The sequence below is a fragment of the Rathayibacter sp. AC451 genome (assembly GCF_979253095.1).
This window is the reverse complement of record NZ_CEEDBD010000001.1, coordinates 1,107,306-1,124,070: the sequence shown is the minus strand read 5'-3', so window position 1 is coordinate 1,124,070 and position 16,765 is coordinate 1,107,306. Positions and strand designations below refer to the sequence as shown.

Below are 16,765 nucleotides of genomic sequence, written 5' to 3'. Positions count from 1 at the left end.
CGGCCGCCCTCGGACCCCGAGGACGGCCGCTCTCGCGTTCGAGCGGGTCAGCCCAGGCGCGAGTGCTCGCCGAGGTGGTGCCAGGTGCGGTTGTGGTAGACGAGCGGAGCCGCGGCGTCCGAGTCCTCCGGCACGTGCGCCTCGAGGGCGTGCACCGCGACGATCGTCGACGAGCCCGCCTCCATGCGGTTGATGACGGTGCCCCGGATCCACGCCGCGGCGGCCGGGAAGTACGGCTCGCCGGTGGGCAGTCGCGACCAGAGCGACGTGTCGGCGAAGCGGTCGATGCCGCTGGTCGAGCCCAGGCGGGCGAGGTCGAGCTGCTGCGCCCCGAGCAGGTGCACGACGAGCGTCTCGGAGGCGCGGATCGCGGGCGTGCTCGAGGAGGCGGCGGACAGCGAGAAGACGAAGAGCGGGGGCTCGGCGCTGACCGAGAACACCGACGTCGCGGTCAGCGCGACGGGTCCGGTGCCCGGGTCGGCCGTGATCAGGGCGACGCCGGCGGCGTGATTGCGGAACGCGAGCTTGAACTCCTCCGGCGACAGGCCGGCGAAGGCGGCGCGGTGGTGCCCGCTCGCATCGGCGTCGGAGGTGGTGGCGAGGTTCTCACGGCTCATCGGAGACTCCTGATCGTTCGGGGTGCGGCGCGGCGACCGGGACGGCCCGCCTCCGTGCCGCAGCACGGTCCCTCCAGCCTGTCGTACCGGCCGGGGCCGCTGGGCCGCATTGCGGAGTATGACACCGGCTCCTGCAGGTCCCCTCGGCATCCCGCAACCGGTGGCACAGGATCGGACGCCCGCGCAGACTCGGAGCATGGCCCACCGCGTCCGCGAGTCCTCCGCCCGCCCCGAGAGCAAGACCTGCGCCTCCTGCGGGCGCGAGATCCAGTGGCGCGCGAAGTGGGCGCGCGACTGGGAGAACGTGAAGTACTGCTCCGACGCCTGCCGCCGCCGCGGCGTGGGGCCGGAGGAGGCGCGGCTGGAGGACGAGATCCGGACCGTCCTGCTCGCCCGGGCCGCGTCCTCGACCGCCTGCCCGTCGGAGGTGGCGCGGAAGGTCGGCGGCGAGGACTGGCGCCCCCTGATGGAACCGGTGCGCCGCGCCGCGCGCCGACTCGTCGACCGCGGCGAGATCGACATCGTCCAGGGCGGGCAGATCGTCGATCCGTCCCGCGCGAAGGGGCCGATCCGCCTCCGCCGCCGCCCCGGCGGTCCCCTGTCGCCGGGCGGCGCCGCGGGCTAGCGTGGGGGGATGCCCCGAGACGCCGTCGTCCTCACCGTCCCCGGACCGCACGGCGAGCGGGAGGTGCGGCTCTCGAGCCCCGATCGGGTGCTCTACCCGGAGCCGGGGATCACGAAGCGCGAGGTCGCCGAGTACCTGATCGCGGTGGGCGACGCGTTCGTGGCGGCCAACGGCGACCGGCCGATCTCGCTGCAGCGCTTCTCCTCCGGGATCGACGGCGAGCAGTTCTTCTCGAAGAACCCGCCGAAGGGCGCACCCGAGTACGTGCGCTCGGTGCCGGTGACCTACCCGAGCGGCCGCGTGCATCCGCAGCTCGTGATCGACGAGCCGGCCGTCGCGGTCTGGGCCGCCCAGATGAACACGCTCGTCTTCCACCCGTGGGCCTCGCGCGCCGAGGACTCCGACCACCCCGACCAGCTGCGCATCGATCTCGACCCGCAGCCGGGCACCGGAGTCGCCGAGGCGGTCCGCGCCGCGCACGTGCTCCGCGAGGTCCTCCGCGAGGCCGGGCTCGAGCCGTTCGTCAAGACCTCCGGCAACCGGGGTCTGCACGTGTTCGCGCCGATCGTGCCCGAGCACGAGTTCCTGGTGGTCCGGCACGCGGTGATCGCCGCCGCCCGCGAGCTCGAGCGCCGGATGCCCCGGGACGTCACCACCGCGTGGTGGAAGGAGGAGCGCGGCGAGCGCCTCTTCGTCGACTTCAACCAGGCGAACCGCGACCGCACGATCGCCGGCGCCTACAGTCCCCGCCCATTGCCGCACGCGCCGGTCTCCTGCCCCGTGGAGTGGGACGAGCTCGACGGTGTCGATCCGACGGCGTTCACGATCCGCACCGTGCCCGACCGGCTCCGCGAGACGGGCGATCCGTGGGCCCGCATGCACGACGCGCCGGGGACGCTCGAGACGCTGCTGGCCTGGTGGGAGCGGGACGTCGCGGCCGGGCTCGGCGAGCTGCCCTTCCCGCCCGACTTCCCCAAGATGCCGGGGGAGCCGCCCCGCGTGCAGCCCAGCCGCGCGAAGAAGACGGCCGACTGAGTCTCAGCCCAGCACGTCCTGCAGGTCGTAGGCGACCGGCTGCTCGAGCTGCTCGAACGTGCACGAGCGCGCCTCGCGGTCCGGGCGCCAGCGCTCGAACTGCACGGTGTGCCGGAAGCGGTCGCCCTCGCGCTGGTCGTAGCGGACCTCGAGCACGCGGATCGGCCGCAGGCGGACGAAGGACGTGTCCCTCCCGTTCGAGAACCGGCTCCGCTCGCCGTCGCCGCGCACGGGCTCCCCGGCCTCGTCGCGCTCCACCGCGTCGGCGAGCTCCTCGACGAGCTCGAGCCGGCGGGCGTCGGTGAAGGCGGAGGCGCCGCCGACCTGCCGCAGCTCGCCGTCGGAGTCGAACAGGCCCAGGAGGAGGGAGCCGACACCGGGCTTGGACGTGTGCTCGCGGTACCCGATCGCGACGACGTCGGCCGTGCGGTGGTGCTTCACCTTGAGCATCGTGCGCTTCCCCGGGGCGTACGGGGCTCCCAGCGGCTTGGCGATCACTCCGTCGAGCCCCGCGCCCTCGAAGCGGTCGAGCCAGTCGCGGGCCAGCGCCTCGTCGGAGGTGGTGCGTCCGAGGTGGAGCGGATGCGGCACGCCGTCGAGCAGGTCGGCGAGCGCGGTGCGGCGCGCCGAGTACGGCTCCTCGAGCAGCGAACGCCCGCCGACGGCCAGGAGGTCGAAGGCGACGAGCATGGCAGGAGTCTCGGCGGAGAGGGTCCGGACCCTGCTCGCCGCGGGGTGGATGCGCTGCGAGAGGAGGTCCCAGTCGAGCCGCTGCGCGCCCTCCGGCCCGGTCGCCAGCACGATCTCGCCGTCGACGACGCAGCCGTCGGGGAGGAGGCGGGCGAGGGCCTCGACGAGCTCGGGGAAGTAGCGCGTCAGCGGCTTGGAGCCGCGGCTGCCGATCTCGACGACGCCGTCGGCGATCGAGACGATCGCGCGGAATCCGTCCCACTTGGGCTCGTAGGAGAAGCCGCCCGCGACGCTGTCCTGCGCGGGGACGGCGGCGACCGCCTTGGCGAGCATGGGGGCGATCGGGAGCGGGAACGGGAGGTCCATCCCCCGATCATCCCGGCCGCACCGGTTCCGCGCACCCCCGCGCGGGGTCGAGCGGAGGAGGCGACACGCGGGACTCCCGTGCCCCCAGCGTTTCGTTTCGCGCCACTGCACCGCAAGACTGTGCCCATGCACAGGTGGGGACGCGCTTCCGCAGCGCACGACGGACCAAGCCGATCGACCGGAGGGGCTCCGAAGAGGAGACATGACCCTCGGACGACGGAACGAGCCCGGACGGAGCGTGCGCTGATGGCGCGCGCGACGACCGCGGCCCGACGTCTGCTCTCCTTCGTGCGCCCCGGTGCCGACGCGGAGCCGGATCGCTCCGAGCCTGACCACCGCGGCGCCACTGCTCACGGGAGCGCCGTGCCGCCCCGGCCGCCCGCCCCGCAGCCCGAGCAGCCCCGCGAACTCCCCGTGTTCGAGGTAGCCGCGCCCGTTCTCGGCGAGACGTGCGAGCTCGACGCCGACGCGATCGAGTTCCCGAACCCGGCGGTCGCCGACTTCGTCCCCGACCTCTCCCGACCCCGCGCCGCCGCCTTCAAGCAGGAGCGGACGCCCCGCGACGTGCCCGCCCGCTCCGAGGTGCCGGTGCCCGTCCTCGAGGTCGATCCCACGCGACCGGAGCCGGACGAGGCGCCGACCGTGCACGAGGTCGACCACGCCGTCGTCGCCCCGGCGCTGCTCGCTCCGGCGCTCGCCGCAGGCGGAGGGGCCGTCGCGCCGGTCATCGGAGAGGTCTGCGAGCTCGACACCGACCACGTCGAGTTCCCGCACCCGGCCGTGGCGTCCTTCGTCCCCGCGGAGGGTCGTCGTCGGGGAGCGTTCGGAGCCGGCGCGGCCCCGCAGCCGACGGCACCCGCGGAGCCCGTCGTCGCGCCGGCGCCGGTCGTCGTGCCGGAGCCCGTCGCCGAGCCGGAGCCCGAGCCCGAGCTCACGCCGGAGCCGGAGCCGATGCCCGTCGTGGCGCCCGAACCCGCTCCTGATCCGGAGCCCGTCATCGAGCCGGAGTCGGAGCCTCTCGTCGCGCCCGAGCCGGAGCCCGAGGTCCCCGTTGCCCCCGAGCCGGAGCCGGCGCGCTTCGTCGAGCCCGAGCCCCTCGTCGCGCCCGAGCCGCCGGCCGCCCCGGCGCCGTTCGTCGCGCCGGTGCCCGTGCCGCACCGTCCGTCGCCTCCGTCCGTCTTCCCGGAGCCCGTCCGCCCCGAGCCCGCCGTCTCGCCCGAGCCGCCCACCGCCCCGCTGACGGAGCCCGACGAGGACCTCCGTCCCTCCGCCGACGCACCGCCCCCGCCCGTCGCCGCTTCGGCGCACCAGTGGTACGGCGCGCCCGTCGATGCCCAGCCGTCGCCGTCCTCGCGCGGCCGTCGCCGCGCCCTCGTGATCGGCGCCGGGATCGGCGCCGCCGTCCTCGTCCTCGGCGGAGCCCTCGTCGCCGTCCCCCTGCTCACGCAGGGCGGGGACGACGCGGCGGAGCCCGTCGCCGCGGCACCCGGCACCACGGAGGCGGCCGTCGCGTGGGTCGCCTCCTCGCTCGACCCCGACTCCGTGCTCCTCGTCGAGGACGCCCTCGTCACCGACGTCACCGACGCCGGCTTCCCGGGCGACACCGTCGTCTCGGAGTCGACCCTCACGGCCGCCGCGCCGGACTCGGCCTGGCGCGCGGCGGACTACGTCCTCGCGACGCCCGCGCTCCGGGCGAGCGCGTCCGGCGAGGCCGAGACCGCGCTGGCCAACTCCGAGGCGGTCGCCGCCTTCGGCAGCGGCGGGTCCGCCGTGGAGGTGCGCCGGGTGCTCGACGAGGGGATCGACCAGGCCGCCGCCGCAGCCGCCGTCCTCACCGCCGCTCGCGCGTCGGCCGGAGGGCAGCTCGCCGCGAATCCGGCGCTCACCACGACTCCCGCCGCGCGCGCTCTGCTCGAGCAGGGCCGGGTCGACGCCCGCCTGCTCCTGCTGCTGGGTCAGCAGCTCGCCTCCGCGCCGCTCTCGGTCGCCGACTTCCCCGTCGGACCGAACGAGACCGACGGAGTGCGCCACCTCCTGGTCCTGTCCGGCTACAACGGGGCCGGCGTGCCCGCGGACCCCACCGCCACCGCCGAGGCCACGACGTGGCTCGGCAGCCAATCGGGGGAGTTCGTCCCCACCTCCGTCGAGTCGACCCCCCAGGGCCTGCTCGTCACCCTCGACCTCGACGAGCCGACCGGGCTGCTCCCGGGCGCGCCGTAAGGCACCACCTCACCCGAAGGACCTCTCATGCACCCGTTCGCCCCCTCCTCCCGCCGCCGCTCCTGGGCCGCGATCGCCGTCGCCGCGGTGTCCGCCGCGACGCTCCTCGGAGCGGCCCCCGCCTCGGCCGCGGAGCAGGGGACCGGATGGGTGCGGGTCGCGCACCTCTCGCCCGACACGAAGTCGGTCGACGTGACCCTGACGTCGCTGGCGGGCGGCGGCGCCGCGTTCGAGCTCGACGACGTCGCGTACGGAGCGGTTTCGCCCTACTGGACCCTGCAGCCCGGCACCTACGTCGTCTCGATGGTGCCCTCCGACGCACCCGAGGGCACGTCGCCCGTCATCGAGCAGTCCGTCGACGTGTCAGCGGGCACTCCGCTCACCGTCGCCGCTCTGGGCCGGAACGCCGTACTGCGCACCACCGTCTTCACCGATGATCTGACGCCCCCGGCCGACGGGCAGGCCCGCGTGCGGGTGATCCAGGCCTCCACGACGGCCTCGCAGGTCGACGTCGCCACCACCACCGGCACCGCTCTGGCCACCGACGCCGCGCAGGGGACCGCCACCCCGTACACGAGCGTGCCCGCGGGCCCCTGGAGCCTGGACCTCTCCGCCGGCAGCGTCTCGGCGACCGCCGACCTCGACCTGGCTCCCGGTTCCGTGGCGTCCCTCTTCGTCCTCGACGACGCGAGCTCGGGACTGGTCGTCTCCCCGGTCCTCGACTCCGCCGCGGTGGGCGATCTCCCCGTCGGCGGCATCCAGACCGGTGGCGGAGCGACCGCCGTGCACGTCTCCTCCGCGCAGGGTCCGGCGGTCCCCGGACTGCTCGGCGTCGTCTCCGTCCTCGGCCTGATCGCGGGAGCGGTCGCCCTGCTCGCGCGTCGCACCCGTCTCGGCGGCCGGACGAGCTGATGCGCGTCGCCGCGCACGCCGCAGGCCTCGTCGCGGCGCTCCTGCTCCTCGCCGGCTGCTCGGGCGCCCCGGGGGCGGGCGCGCCCGAGGGGGAGCTCCCCGGTCGCCTCGAGCACTGCGCCGTCGCCGACCGCGCCCGCGACGCCCGGACCCGGTGCCGCCGGAGCGCTGCAGGACCCCGTCTCCGCCGCCGCACCGGCCCGCTCCTCGGTCGTCCCCGTGCGCGTGGTCGTCCCCGCGCTCGGGGTCGACTCCACCCTCGAGTCGCTGACCAGGGACGGCACGGGCTGGATCCAGCCCCCGGTCGCGGTCGACGAGGCCGGCTGGTACCGCGACGGAGTGGTCCCCGGCGACATCGGGCCCGCGGTGATCGCGGGTCACGTCGACTCCCGCATCGGCCCCGGGGTCTTCCTCGACCTCGCCTCCCTCGTCCCGGGCGACACGGTGGACGTCGTGCTCTCCGACGGCAGCACGCGCACCTTCGCGGTCACGGGCTCCGTGACGGTGCCCAAGGAGGACTTCCCGACGGAGGACGTCTACGGCCCGCAGCCGACCGCCCAGCTGCGCCTGATCACCTGCGGCGGCGTCTTCGACGACTCCTACGGCCACTACGTCGACAACGTCGTCGTCTCGGCCGAGCGGGTCGCCTGACGTCCCGCGACTCGCAGCAGGCTCCGTGGTTCGGCGCGTACCCTCCCGGGGTATGAGCACCACTTGGAAGCGCTGGGCGCCCGCTGCGGCCGTCCCCCTGGTCGTCGTCGCCGCGGCCGTCGCCCTGCCCCTCTCCGCGAGCGCCGCCGGGGACCTCCCCGAGAAGTCCGCCTCCGAGCTGCTGAGCTTCGTCGCCGAGAACGACGTCACCGCGTTCTCCGGCGACATCGAGCAGACCTCCGACCTCGGGCTGCCCGATCTGTCCGCGCTCGGGTCGGCCGCGGGCGGAGCGCCCGACTCCGAGGCCTCCGCAGTCGACGCCCTGATGGAGCTCGCCACCGGCTCGCACGAGGCGCGGGTCTTCGTCGACGCCGACCGCGGCGCCCGGCTCCAGGTCCTCGACCGCCTCGCCGAGCGCGACGTCGTCGCGACGAAGGGCGAGGGCGTCTGGGTCTACGACTCCGCCGAGAACACCGCCACCCACTTCCTGCCCCCGGAGTCGGACGGCACGGCCCCCGAGGCCGTCCCGCCGACCGAGGTGCCGACGCCCTCGAGCGTCGCCGAGCAGCTCCTCGCGAGCATCGATCCCACGACGACCGTCGCCGTCGGCTCCGACGTCGAGGTCGCCGGGCGGGACGCCTACGAGCTGGTCCTCACGCCGCGCGACGGCACGACCCTCGTCGGCTCCGTGACGGTCTCGATCGACGGAGAAACCGGGCTCCCGCTCGGCGTCGCCGTCACGGCCCGCGGAGGCACGGCCCCCGCGTTCAGCGTCGCGTACTCGAGCATCGACTTCGACGCTCCCGACGCGGCGATGCTGTCGTTCACCCCGCCCGCCGGTGCCGAGGTCACCGAGAAGGCCGCGCCCGTGCACGAGGCGCCCGAGCCCGGCGCGGTCGAGCCCGGTGCCGTCGAGCCCCAGGAGCCCGGGGCCGACGGATCCCAGGTCGTCACGACCGGTAGCGGCTGGGCGACCGTCGTCGAGCTGCCCGCCGGCGGCACCGGAGCGCTCGGCGCCCTCGACGCCGTGACCACCCCCGTCACCGGGGGCCGCGCCCTCGAGTCGGCCCTCGTCTCGGTGCTGCTGACCGACGACGGCCGCGTCCTCGCCGGAGCGGTCCCCGTCGACGTCCTGGTCGACGCGGCCGGTCGGTGACCGCGGCCGACCTCGCGGTCGAGACCCGCGGCCTCACCAAGCGCTTCGGGCGTCAGGAGGCCGTCTCGGGTCTCGACCTGGCGGTTCCGCGCGGGGCCGTGTTCGGCTTCCTCGGGCCCAACGGCTCCGGCAAGACCACGACCATCCGGATGCTCCTGGCCCTCGCCGCACCGACGGAGGGGAGCATCACCGTCCTCGGCGAGAGCATGCCCCGGCGCTCGGCCGATGTGCTCCCGCGGGTCGGCGCCCTGGTCGAGGGGCCCGGCTTCTACCCGTTCCTCTCGGGTGCGGCCAACCTGCGTCGCTTCGACGCCGCCGAGGCCGGCACCTCGTCGCGCACCCGCCGGGCGCGCGTCGACGAGGCGCTCGCCCGCGTCGGGCTGGGCGCCGCCGCCCGCAAGAAGGTCGGCTCCTACTCGCTCGGCATGAAGCAGCGGCTCGGCATCGCCGTCGCCCTCCTCTCCCCGCGGGATCTCATCGTGCTCGACGAGCCCACCAACGGCCTCGACCCGCAGGGCACCCGCGAGGTGCGGTCGCTCGTGCGCAGCCTCAACGCCGACGGCACGACCGTGCTGGTCTCCAGCCACCTCCTCGCCGAGATCGAGCAGCTCTGCACCCACGCCGCCGTGATGCGGACGGGACGCCTCGTGGCTCAGGGAGGGCTCGACGAGCTCCGCGGGGACGCCGCTGCGATCGAGCTCGTCACCCCCGATCCCGAGCGGGCGCAGCGGAGCCTCGCGCAGCTGGGGCTGGTGCCTCGGACCGCGCCCGGAGGCCATCCCTCCGACCCGCCCGTCGTCCTCGCCGCGATGCCTCCGGGACTCGCCGCCGAGTCCGTCGTCGCCGCGCTGGTCGCGGACGACGTGCGCGTGCGCGGCTTCGCCGTGCGCCGCCCCTCGCTCGAGGAGCGATTCGTCGAGCTGACCGGGGAGGGATTCGATGTCGAGCGCTGACCCCGCGATCGCCGTGCGCCGCTCCCGCGGGGGAGCGGGCGGGCTCCTGCTCTCGGAGCTCGCGCTGCTGTTCCGCCGCCGCCGCACGTGGGCGCTCCTGGCGGCCCTCGCGGCGATCCCCTTGCTGCTCGCCGTGGCCGTCCGGCTGTCGGGCGAGGGCGGTGGCCCGTCCTTCGTCGGAGCGATCGGCGGCAACGGCCTGTTCACCGGGTTCGCGGCCGTCACCGTCGCCGTGCCGCTCTTCCTGCCGTTGACCGTCGGAGTGGTCGCCGGCGACGCGATCGCGGGCGAGGCGTCGCTCGGGACGCTCCGCTACCTCCTCGTCACCCCGGTCGGGCGGCTCCGCCTGCTCGCGGTCAAGTTCGCGGCCTCGCTCGCCTTCTGCCTCGCCGCCGCCCTCACGGTGATGGTGGTCGGCATCCTGATCGGCTTCGCGCTGTTCCCCGTCGGGCCGGTGACGCTGCTGTCCGGCAGCACGGTGCCGCTGGCCGACGCCGTCGCACGCGCGCTGGCGATCGCCGTCTACGTGGCCCTCTCGCTCGTCGGACTCGCCGCGATCGGCCTGTTCGTCTCGACGCTGACCGACGTGCCCGTCGGCGCCATGGCCGCCACCGTGGTCGTGTCGATCGCGGCGCAGATCGTCGGCTCCCTCTCGCAGCTCGACGCGCTGCATCCGTTCCTCTTCACCGACCGGTGGTTCGACTTCGCCGACCTGCTGCGCGACCCGATCGCGTGGAGCTCGTTCGGCGAGAACGCGCTCCTGCAGCTCGCGTACGTCGCCGTCTTCGGCGCCCTGGCGGCCGGCCGATTCACGACCCGCGACATCCTGTCCTGACGCTGGCCGCAGGAACACGAGAGGCCGCCTCCCGCTGGAGCGGGGAGGCGGCCTCTCGACGGTTCAGCGGACTCAGCCCTGCGCGGCGAGCCCGAAGCTGACGGTGCCGCTGTCGTCGACCTGCGCGTCGAGCACCTTGTCGCCGAGGGCGACCGAGGCGGCGACGTCGAGGAAGACGCGGGCGCCGTCCTGCTCCACCACCGCGTCGGTGGTCTCCGGAGCGGCCGCGACCGCGACCGCGAAGTTCTGGGCGTCGAGGTCGTTCCCGCTGATGCGCAGGCCTCCCTCGACAGGGGTCTCGGTCTGTCCCGTGATGGTCTTGACGACGGTGCTGGCGTTGTCGGTGAGCGTGAGCATCGGTCGTTCCTTTCCGTCCGTGGTCGATGAGACGGCCACGATTCCGAGAACCGCCGTGCGTCTCAAGCCGGGGGAGCGGATGTGGAGGGGATGCACACCTGAGCGGCCTGCTCGCTCACCTGCGACACTGTCCGGATGCACCCCGCCGACGCCTGCCCGTGCGGAAGCCGCCGCCACTACGCCGACTGCTGCCGCCCCGCCCACCTCGGCGAGACCCCGTCGCCCACCGCCGAGCGCCTGATGCGCAGCCGCTACAGCGCGAACGTGCTCGGCAGTGCTCCGTACCTGCTCGCGAGCTGGCACCCGTCGACCCGGCCCGCGCGCATCGACCTCGACGACGGCGTCCGTTGGCGCCGTCTGCAGATCGTCGACACGGCTCGCGGAGAGGAGGGCGCCGTCGACGGGCTCGTCGAGTTCCGCGCGTCCTACCGCTCGTCCGAGGGCGTCGGCCTCGTGCACGAGCGCAGCCGGTTCGTCCGCGAGGACGGGCGCTGGTACTACGTCGACGGCGACCTCCTCGACGACGAGTCCTGATCGGGGTCTTCCGGACACCTCGCCCGCGGCGCCCGCCCTCGTCCTACGCTGAGGGCATGGCCCAGGAATTCCGTCGAGCGGACGACGCCTCCCGCTACGAGCTGCACCAGGACGGCGCCCTCGTCGGCGTCCTCGACTACCGCGAGAACGAGAAGGCGGTGTCGCTCGTGCGCTCCTTCACCTCGCCGCCGTTCCGCGGCCGGGGCCACGCCGGGGAACTCGTGGCGTTCGCGGTGGCGGACATCGAGTCCTCCGGCGATCGCCGGGTGGTGCCGCTCTGCTGGTACGTCGGCCAGTGGTTCGACGAGCACCCCGAGAAGGCGCACCTGCTCACCCGCGGGGGCTGAGCCTCACTCCCGGACGAGCGGCTCGACCCCTTCGAGATCGGGTCGCAGGCCGATGTCGACCAGGCGGATGCGCCCGGCGAACGCATCACCGGGCGGCAGCAGGAGCCCCGCCTTGATCGCCCCGAAGGTGACGGTCACGTCAGCGCGCAGGACGACCGGATCGGGCACGCCGCCGTCGTCCGGTCCGACGCCGCTGGGCAGATCGACCGCGACGACGACGGGCGGGTGCTCGCGGTCGGTGAGCGCATCGATCACCGTCGCGACGATCTCGCGCGGCCGTCCCGTCAGAGCGGGGTGGCGGGTGCCGATGCCGAGGATCCCGTCGACGACGACGTCCGCCTTCGCGACCGCCGCCAGCAGAGCGCGCACATCGTCGGCCTGCACGCGGTCGCAGCCCTCGTCGAGCGCGACCGCGAGGCCGCGCTGGTGCCAGCGGTCCGCGGTGAGCACCAGCAGCACGTCGACTCCGGAGGACGCCACCTCGGCGGCCGCGTAGAGGGCGTCTCCGCCGTTGTTCCCCGGCCCCACCAGCACGAGAACCGTTCCGGGCCCGCGCCGGTCGCGTCGCCCGGCGAGCAGTGCGCGGATCTCGCGCGCCAGACCGTCCGCAGCCCGCTGCATCAGCGGTTCGCGCCGGGCGAGGTGCGGCGCCTCTGCGGCCCGCACCTGCGCGGCGGAGTAGCCCTCGACCATCCCTCCACTGTGCGCTCCGAGGGGCGGTTCGGCAAGTCCGGTCCGGTGCTCGACAGCGGACGATCGCCGGGTTCGGCGGAGGTGAGGGAATGTCAGTGGTCGCTGGTTCACTCCTCGTGGGGCGGGGGAGCGATCAGAGGAGGTGGCGGGTGTGGCGAGCGGGTTCGAGAGCGACGAGCGAGAACAGTCGTCGGGGTCGGAGTCGGGGCTCGCGGAGGTGCGCGGGCGCGGTGATCGGGCGGATCGGCTGGTGCGTTCGGTGGCGCCGGTGCTGCTGGCGGCGGCGGAGGAGCTGTATGAGGGGCATCGGGTGGCGGTGAGGTGTCCGGAGGCGTTCGCGCGGGGGTTGTCGCGGAGCGAGTCGGATGATCTGGTGGAGCGGTCGGTCCGGGCCGAGCTGGCGGTCGCGCTGGGGGTGTCGGAGCGGGTGGTGTCGCGGGAGCTGCTGCATGCGCAGCTGCTGGTGGAGGATCTGGCGTGCATGCGGGCGCTCCTCGAGTCGGCGCAGGTGTGGTGGGAGGCGGGTCAGGTGATCTGCGCGGTCGCAGCGACGCTGCCTCCGGAGTCGCGGGCGGTGTTCGATGCGCGGGCTGCGCCGCTGGCCGTCGAGCTGACGCCCACGCAGTTGCGGCGTCGGGTCGCGCGACTGCGGGACGAACTGCATGCGGAGCCTCTGACGGTGCGGCATGCGCGTGCTCGGGAGGATCGCGCGGTGTGGGTGGTGCCGGAGGTGGACGGCATGGCGATGCTGTGCGCGCTGCTGCCGGCTCCGGTGGCGGCGGGGGCGTTCGCGCGGCTCGATCGCATCGCCCGCTGCCTGCGCGAGAGCGCGGAGAGCGGGCGGGCGGACGGGGACGGGCGCACGCTGTCGCAGCTGCGCGCGGACGCCCTCGCTGATCTGCTGTGCGACGGGGACGTCGCGGGCACCGCTCCCGGCGCCGGACCGGCGGACTCGACGTTCGTGCCGGGGGTGCGCGCCGAGGTGCGGCTGACCCTGGCCGCGAGCACCGCTGCCGGACTCGACGACGCGCCCGCGGTGCTCGACGGCTACGGCCTGGTCCCTGCCGGAGCCGCCCGCGAGCTGGTCGGGGTCGCCGCGTCGTTCACCCGGGTCCTGACCGATCCGCAGACCGGGGCGGTGGTGTCGGTCTGGCGCACGCACCGGGTGCCTCCGCCGCAGATGCGCCTCGCGCTGCAGCTGCGGGATCAGACCTGCCGCTTCCCCGGCTGCACCCGCGTCGCGGCCCGGACGGAGGCGGATCACACGATCGAGTGGCGCCATGGCGGAGAGACCGCCCTCGAGAACCTCGCCTCGCTCTGCATCGCCCACCACCACGTCCGCCACGGCGACCGCTGGACCTACGTCCTCCACCCCGACGGCACCGCCGACTGGACCACCCCCACCGGACGCCGCATCACCACGAGACCACCCGCCCTCATCCCCGAGCTCGCCACCACCGCGCGCTCGCCACGCTTCCAGGAGTCCCCACGGCCGTTCTGAGGGTGCTGGCGGATGGCCGAGCCGGCCGCCGGGTGCAGCGGAGAGAGCGTCCTCCGGCATTCCGAGCAACTCCCGGGGCGCTGCCGCGCCGCTCCTGAGCGCCCGGACCGCCGGCATCCCGTTGAGATGCTCGCCTTCTTCCGGCGCGCCCCGTCGGTTCGAGGCCCGAGCCGCCGGCGAGCACAGCTGCTCAGGACGACTGCACCGCCCGATCCGCCTCCTCCACGATCGCCCGCATCGCGGTCTCGGCGGACTCCCCGTCCCCCTCGGCGACAGCCGATGCGACCGCGCGGTGCAATCGCACGGCCTCGCTGTCCGCCTCGCGCGGCATGAGCGCGTTCCGGGTGCGTCCGGCGAGCACCTCGGCCACCAGGTCGGCGAGCTGCGCGAGCATCCGATTGCCGGACGCGGCCAGGAGGGTCCGGTGGAAGGCCGTGTCGGCGGCGAGGTAGGCGCTCTCGTCCGCCGAACCGGCGTTCGCCGACATCGTCCGGACCGAGTCCACCAGTGCCTCCCGTTGCGCGGGGGTCACGTTCACCGCCGCGAGCCGCGCGGCCAGCGGCTCGACGCCCAGGCGGAGCTGGCTGAGCTGATGCAGCTGCCGCTGGCGGTCCGGTCCGTCCAGACTCCAGCCGATCACGCGGGGATCCAGTGCGTTCCACGACTCCTGGGGCTCCACCCGGGTGCCGGAGCGGCGCCGCGAGGTGACCAGTCCGAGGGACTCCAGCACACGGACGGCCTCGCGCATCACCGACCGGGACACGCCCCGGCGCTCCGCCCGCTCGTCGGCGCTGAACGCCGTTCCCGGCTCCAGCTCCCCGCGCACGATCTGCGAGCCGAGCTCGTCGAGCACCGAGTGGTGCAGGGAGGGCGGCGTCGCGGTCATGGGGACATCCTCCCAAGTCCGCTCGACGCCGCGCCAATCATCGGACATAATCTTCGAGCACACCGGTTATGTCGGACATAACGCTCCTCAGGAGCCGTCCGGCCGCCGTCGGATCGACCAAGGACGCTCATGACACCGACTCTTCCCTCCCTCCTCCGCGCCGCGGGCGAGGAGGTCAGCACCACCGCTCCGCAGGGGCAACTGATCCTCGCCGCGATCCTCGGCATCGCCGTGATCGTCGTGCTGATCACCTGGCTCAAGCTGCACCCCTTCGTCTCGCTGCTGATCGGCGCACTCACCACCGGTCTCGTCGCGGCGATGGCCCCCGCCGACGCCGTGGCGAGCTTCGCGCTCGGCTTCGGCAACACCATGGGCGGCGTCGGCATCCTCATCGGCCTCGGAGCCATGTACGGCAAGCTCCTCGCCGATTCCGGCGGCGCCGACCGCATCGTCGACACCCTGATCGCCCGCTCCAGCACTCGGGCACTGCCCTGGATGATGGGCTTCGTCGGCGCGCTGATCGGCCTGCCGATGTTCTTCGAGGTCGGCCTCGTGCTGCTCATCCCCGTCGTCATCCTGGTCGCCCGCCGAAGCGGCCTGCCCCTGATGAAGGTGGCGATCCCGACGCTCGCCGGCCTCTCCGTCATGCACGGCCTCGTGCCTCCGCACCCGGGCCCGCTCGTCGCCATCGACGCCCTCGGAGCGAACCTCGGAGTCACCCTCGCGTTCGGCGTCCTGGTCGCGATCCCGACCGTCGTCGTCGCCGGCCCGCTCTTCGGCCGCCTCGCGGCGAAGTGGGCGCCCGTCGAGACGCCGCCGCTGTTCGGCGAGGGAGCCGGCGACGCCCGCGAGCACCGCCCCGGCTTCGTCGCCGCGGTCGCGAGCATCCTGCTGCCCGTCGTGCTCATGCTCGGCAAGGCCGTCGCCGACATCGCCGCTCCGGGATCCGACGACGCGTGGAAGTCCCTGCTCGACTTCCTCGGCACTCCGACCATCGCCCTCGCCATCGCGCTGCTGGCCGGTCTGGTGCTGCTCGGGCGCGGCGGCCGGATGAACCGCTCCGAGCTGCAGGACTCGCTCTCCAGCTCCCTCCCGCCCATCGCCGGGATCCTGCTGATCGTCGGCGCCGGCGGCGGATTCAAGCAGGTCCTGGTCGACACCGGCATCGGCAGCGTCGTCGCTCAGCTCGCCGAGGGGAGCGGAGCGTCCGCGCTCCTGCTCGCCTGGCTCGTCGCGGTCGTCATCCGCATCGCCACCGGCTCGGCGACGGTCGCCACCGTGACCGCCGCAGGGATCCTCCAGCCTCTGACCGAGACGATGGACGGACCGATGGTCGCCCTCATGGTGCTCGCGATCGGCGCCGGATCGGTGTTCCTGTCCCATGTCAACGACGCGGGCTTCTGGCTCGTCAAGGAGTACCTGGGACTCAGCATCGGCCAGACACTGAAGACCTGGACCGTGATGGAGTGCCTGGTCTCGGTGACCGGGCTCGCCGGGGTGCTCGTGATCGGTCTGTTCGTAGGAGGTCTCTGATGTCGCAGCCGCTCACCGCGCCTGTCCGCGCGATCGTCGTCATGGGGGTGTCCGGCAGTGGGAAGTCCACCGTCGCCGCCCTGCTCGCCGGTTTCCTGCACTGGAGCTTCCTCGAGGGCGACGACCTGCATCCGCGCTCCAACGTCGAGAAGATGGCGGCAGGAACGCCTCTGACCGACGTCGACCGGGGGCCGTGGCTCGCCGAGATCGCCCGAGAGGTCGACGAGCGGATCGGCAACGGCCGCCCTGTCGTCGTCACCTGCTCGGCTCTGCGCCGCAGCTACCGCGACATCCTCCGCCGCGACGACCTGGTGTTCGTGCACCTCGCCGGGTCGAAGGAGGTCGTCGCCGACCGTCTGGCCTCGCGGCTCGACCACTTCATGCCGGCGGCGCTCCTGGACTCGCAGTTCGGCCTGCTCGAGCCCCTCGGCGACGACGAGCGTCACATCGCGGTCGACGTCGGCAGGGCTCCGGAGGAGGAGATCGCGGAGATCGTCGAGCGGCTCGGTCTGAGCTGATCGAGCCGGTCGAGGCCGAGCAGCGCGGATCCGGGTGGTCGTGGTCCTTGTCTGCAACAGCGCCGAGGAGGACACTCTGGTCTCGTGGGAAGAAGGCCCGATGTCGCGCTCCTCTCGTGGTTACAGCCGACCGATCGCGGCCGTCGCCCTGCTCGCTCCGCTTCTGCTGTGTGCCCTTGTCTGGAGCTCCCTCTCGCCTTCCCCCGAACGGGGAACCGGCGCGCTCTACCTTCCGACGCCGTGCGCCACTGCCCCTGCGACGACGCTCGCTGCACCGACGGGGCCGGACGGCCGGGTCTGCGTGCCGACGCCCCTCCCCGAGCCGTCCGAATCGGC

At 74.1% G+C, this 16,765-nt stretch carries 18 protein-coding genes; 13 read left to right on the top strand and 5 right to left on the bottom strand.

The features are described from left to right. Positions 1-47: 47 nt before the first annotated feature. Complete coding sequence (locus tag AC0CID_RS05310; RefSeq protein ID WP_207407578.1) at positions 48-617, bottom strand: flavin reductase family protein; 570 nt, start codon at positions 615-617, stop codon at positions 48-50. 196 nt (positions 618-813) lie between these two features. Between AC0CID_RS05310 and AC0CID_RS05305 the strand changes: the two genes are divergently transcribed. Together AC0CID_RS05305 and ligD are read left to right on the top strand one after the other, a co-directional pair. Then, positions 814-1,242 (top strand): DUF2256 and DUF3253 domain-containing protein, encoded by a 429-nt coding sequence (locus AC0CID_RS05305; RefSeq protein WP_207407576.1) that lies wholly within the window; start codon positions 814-816, stop codon positions 1,240-1,242. A 9-nt stretch (positions 1,243-1,251) separates the two neighbouring features. Continuing rightward, positions 1,252-2,277, top strand: a complete 1,026-nt coding sequence (gene ligD, locus AC0CID_RS05300) for a non-homologous end-joining DNA ligase (protein WP_465226005.1) — start codon at positions 1,252-1,254, stop codon at positions 2,275-2,277. 3 nt (positions 2,278-2,280) lie between these two features. On the opposite strand, the gene AC0CID_RS05295 is transcribed toward ligD, so the two are convergent. Beyond that, positions 2,281-3,333, bottom strand: coding sequence for an ATP-dependent DNA ligase (locus AC0CID_RS05295; protein WP_465226004.1), 1,053 nt, complete (start codon positions 3,331-3,333; stop codon positions 2,281-2,283). A 246-nt stretch (positions 3,334-3,579) separates the two neighbouring features. Here AC0CID_RS05295 and AC0CID_RS05290 point away from each other — a divergent pair, with 246 nt between their 5' ends. The 6 genes from AC0CID_RS05290 to AC0CID_RS05265 all read left to right on the top strand — a co-directional run bounded on the left by AC0CID_RS05290 (position 3,580) and on the right by AC0CID_RS05265 (position 10,060). Then, complete coding sequence (locus AC0CID_RS05290) at positions 3,580-5,553, top strand: hypothetical protein (RefSeq protein ID WP_465226003.1); 1,974 nt, start codon at positions 3,580-3,582, stop codon at positions 5,551-5,553. Positions 5,554-5,580: 27 nt separating this feature from the next. Next, complete coding sequence (locus tag AC0CID_RS05285; RefSeq protein ID WP_465226002.1) at positions 5,581-6,465, top strand: DUF4397 domain-containing protein; 885 nt, start codon at positions 5,581-5,583, stop codon at positions 6,463-6,465. A 168-nt stretch (positions 6,466-6,633) separates the two neighbouring features. Further along, positions 6,634-7,116, top strand: a complete 483-nt coding sequence (locus AC0CID_RS05280; RefSeq protein WP_465228053.1) for a class F sortase — start codon at positions 6,634-6,636, stop codon at positions 7,114-7,116. Positions 7,117-7,168: 52 nt separating this feature from the next. After that, positions 7,169-8,272 (top strand): LolA family protein, encoded by a 1,104-nt coding sequence (locus AC0CID_RS05275; protein WP_465226001.1) that lies wholly within the window; start codon positions 7,169-7,171, stop codon positions 8,270-8,272. Then, positions 8,269-9,225 carry an ABC transporter ATP-binding protein gene (locus tag AC0CID_RS05270; protein ID WP_465226000.1) on the top strand — a complete coding sequence of 319 codons (957 nt, stop codon included), beginning with the start codon at positions 8,269-8,271 and terminating at the stop codon, positions 9,223-9,225. Before AC0CID_RS05275 ends, AC0CID_RS05270 begins: the two co-directional genes overlap by 4 nt. Beyond that, on the top strand, positions 9,212-10,060 hold the full coding sequence (locus AC0CID_RS05265; protein WP_465225999.1) for an ABC transporter permease: 849 nt from the start codon (positions 9,212-9,214) through the stop codon (positions 10,058-10,060). Before AC0CID_RS05270 ends, AC0CID_RS05265 begins: the two co-directional genes overlap by 14 nt. 72 nt (positions 10,061-10,132) lie before the next feature. Here the strand turns inward: AC0CID_RS05265 and AC0CID_RS05260 are convergent, their stop codons facing one another. Next, a complete protein-coding gene (locus AC0CID_RS05260) occupies positions 10,133-10,417 on the bottom strand; it encodes a hypothetical protein (RefSeq protein ID WP_207406373.1) in 285 nt (94 codons plus the stop codon). Between the two features lie 135 nt (positions 10,418-10,552). On the opposite strand from AC0CID_RS05260, the gene AC0CID_RS05255 reads away from it, so the two are divergent. Together AC0CID_RS05255 and AC0CID_RS05250 are read left to right on the top strand one after the other, a co-directional pair. Further along, positions 10,553-10,951 carry a YchJ family protein gene (locus tag AC0CID_RS05255; RefSeq protein WP_465225998.1) on the top strand — a complete coding sequence of 133 codons (399 nt, stop codon included), beginning with the start codon at positions 10,553-10,555 and terminating at the stop codon, positions 10,949-10,951. Between the two features lie 56 nt (positions 10,952-11,007). After that, entirely contained in the window at positions 11,008-11,298 is a 291-nt protein-coding gene (locus AC0CID_RS05250; protein ID WP_465225997.1) for a GNAT family N-acetyltransferase, read from the top strand. 3 nt (positions 11,299-11,301) lie between these two features. Here AC0CID_RS05250 and AC0CID_RS05245 read toward each other — a convergent pair whose 3' ends face one another. After that, positions 11,302-11,991: an NAD(P)H-hydrate epimerase gene (locus AC0CID_RS05245; protein WP_465225996.1), complete on the bottom strand. Its 690-nt coding sequence runs from the start codon at positions 11,989-11,991 to the stop codon at positions 11,302-11,304. 142 nt (positions 11,992-12,133) lie between these two features. Between AC0CID_RS05245 and AC0CID_RS05240 the strand changes: the two genes are divergently transcribed. Then, positions 12,134-13,492: an HNH endonuclease signature motif containing protein gene (locus AC0CID_RS05240; protein WP_465225995.1), complete on the top strand. Its 1,359-nt coding sequence runs from the start codon at positions 12,134-12,136 to the stop codon at positions 13,490-13,492. A 190-nt stretch (positions 13,493-13,682) separates the two neighbouring features. On the opposite strand, the gene AC0CID_RS05235 is transcribed toward AC0CID_RS05240, so the two are convergent. Next, positions 13,683-14,378: a FadR/GntR family transcriptional regulator gene (locus tag AC0CID_RS05235; RefSeq protein WP_465225994.1), complete on the bottom strand. Its 696-nt coding sequence runs from the start codon at positions 14,376-14,378 to the stop codon at positions 13,683-13,685. Between the two features lie 129 nt (positions 14,379-14,507). On the opposite strand from AC0CID_RS05235, the gene AC0CID_RS05230 reads away from it, so the two are divergent. After that, positions 14,508-15,911: a GntP family permease gene (locus tag AC0CID_RS05230; protein WP_465225993.1), complete on the top strand. Its 1,404-nt coding sequence runs from the start codon at positions 14,508-14,510 to the stop codon at positions 15,909-15,911. Then, on the top strand, positions 15,911-16,429 hold the full coding sequence (locus AC0CID_RS05225; protein WP_465225992.1) for a gluconokinase: 519 nt from the start codon (positions 15,911-15,913) through the stop codon (positions 16,427-16,429). The genes AC0CID_RS05230 and AC0CID_RS05225 overlap by 1 nt, the downstream gene beginning before the upstream one ends. Positions 16,430-16,765: the final 336 nt, after the last annotated feature.

What these genes read in the sequence shown, in the direction of transcription:
- AC0CID_RS05275 (WP_465226001.1), top strand. Translation starts at nt 7,169, where the DNA reads ATGAGCACCACTTGGAAGCGCTGGGCGCCCGCTGCGGCCGTCCCCCTG.
- AC0CID_RS05310 (WP_207407578.1), bottom strand. Translation starts at nt 617, where the DNA reads ATGAGCCGTGAGAACCTCGCCACCACCTCCGACGCCGATGCGAGCGGG.
- AC0CID_RS05260 (WP_207406373.1), bottom strand. Translation starts at nt 10,417, where the DNA reads ATGCTCACGCTCACCGACAACGCCAGCACCGTCGTCAAGACCATCACG.
- AC0CID_RS05235 (WP_465225994.1), bottom strand. Translation starts at nt 14,378, where the DNA reads ATGACCGCGACGCCGCCCTCCCTGCACCACTCGGTGCTCGACGAGCTC.
- AC0CID_RS05305 (WP_207407576.1), top strand. Translation starts at nt 814, where the DNA reads ATGGCCCACCGCGTCCGCGAGTCCTCCGCCCGCCCCGAGAGCAAGACC.
- AC0CID_RS05225 (WP_465225992.1), top strand. Translation starts at nt 15,911, where the DNA reads ATGTCGCAGCCGCTCACCGCGCCTGTCCGCGCGATCGTCGTCATGGGG.
- AC0CID_RS05290 (WP_465226003.1), top strand. Translation starts at nt 3,580, where the DNA reads ATGGCGCGCGCGACGACCGCGGCCCGACGTCTGCTCTCCTTCGTGCGC.
- AC0CID_RS05245 (WP_465225996.1), bottom strand. Translation starts at nt 11,991, where the DNA reads ATGGTCGAGGGCTACTCCGCCGCGCAGGTGCGGGCCGCAGAGGCGCCG.
- AC0CID_RS05265 (WP_465225999.1), top strand. Translation starts at nt 9,212, where the DNA reads ATGTCGAGCGCTGACCCCGCGATCGCCGTGCGCCGCTCCCGCGGGGGA.
- AC0CID_RS05255 (WP_465225998.1), top strand. Translation starts at nt 10,553, where the DNA reads ATGCACCCCGCCGACGCCTGCCCGTGCGGAAGCCGCCGCCACTACGCC.
- AC0CID_RS05250 (WP_465225997.1), top strand. Translation starts at nt 11,008, where the DNA reads ATGGCCCAGGAATTCCGTCGAGCGGACGACGCCTCCCGCTACGAGCTG.
- AC0CID_RS05285 (WP_465226002.1), top strand. Translation starts at nt 5,581, where the DNA reads ATGCACCCGTTCGCCCCCTCCTCCCGCCGCCGCTCCTGGGCCGCGATC.
- AC0CID_RS05230 (WP_465225993.1), top strand. Translation starts at nt 14,508, where the DNA reads ATGACACCGACTCTTCCCTCCCTCCTCCGCGCCGCGGGCGAGGAGGTC.
- ligD (WP_465226005.1), top strand. Translation starts at nt 1,252, where the DNA reads ATGCCCCGAGACGCCGTCGTCCTCACCGTCCCCGGACCGCACGGCGAG.
- AC0CID_RS05295 (WP_465226004.1), bottom strand. Translation starts at nt 3,333, where the DNA reads ATGGACCTCCCGTTCCCGCTCCCGATCGCCCCCATGCTCGCCAAGGCG.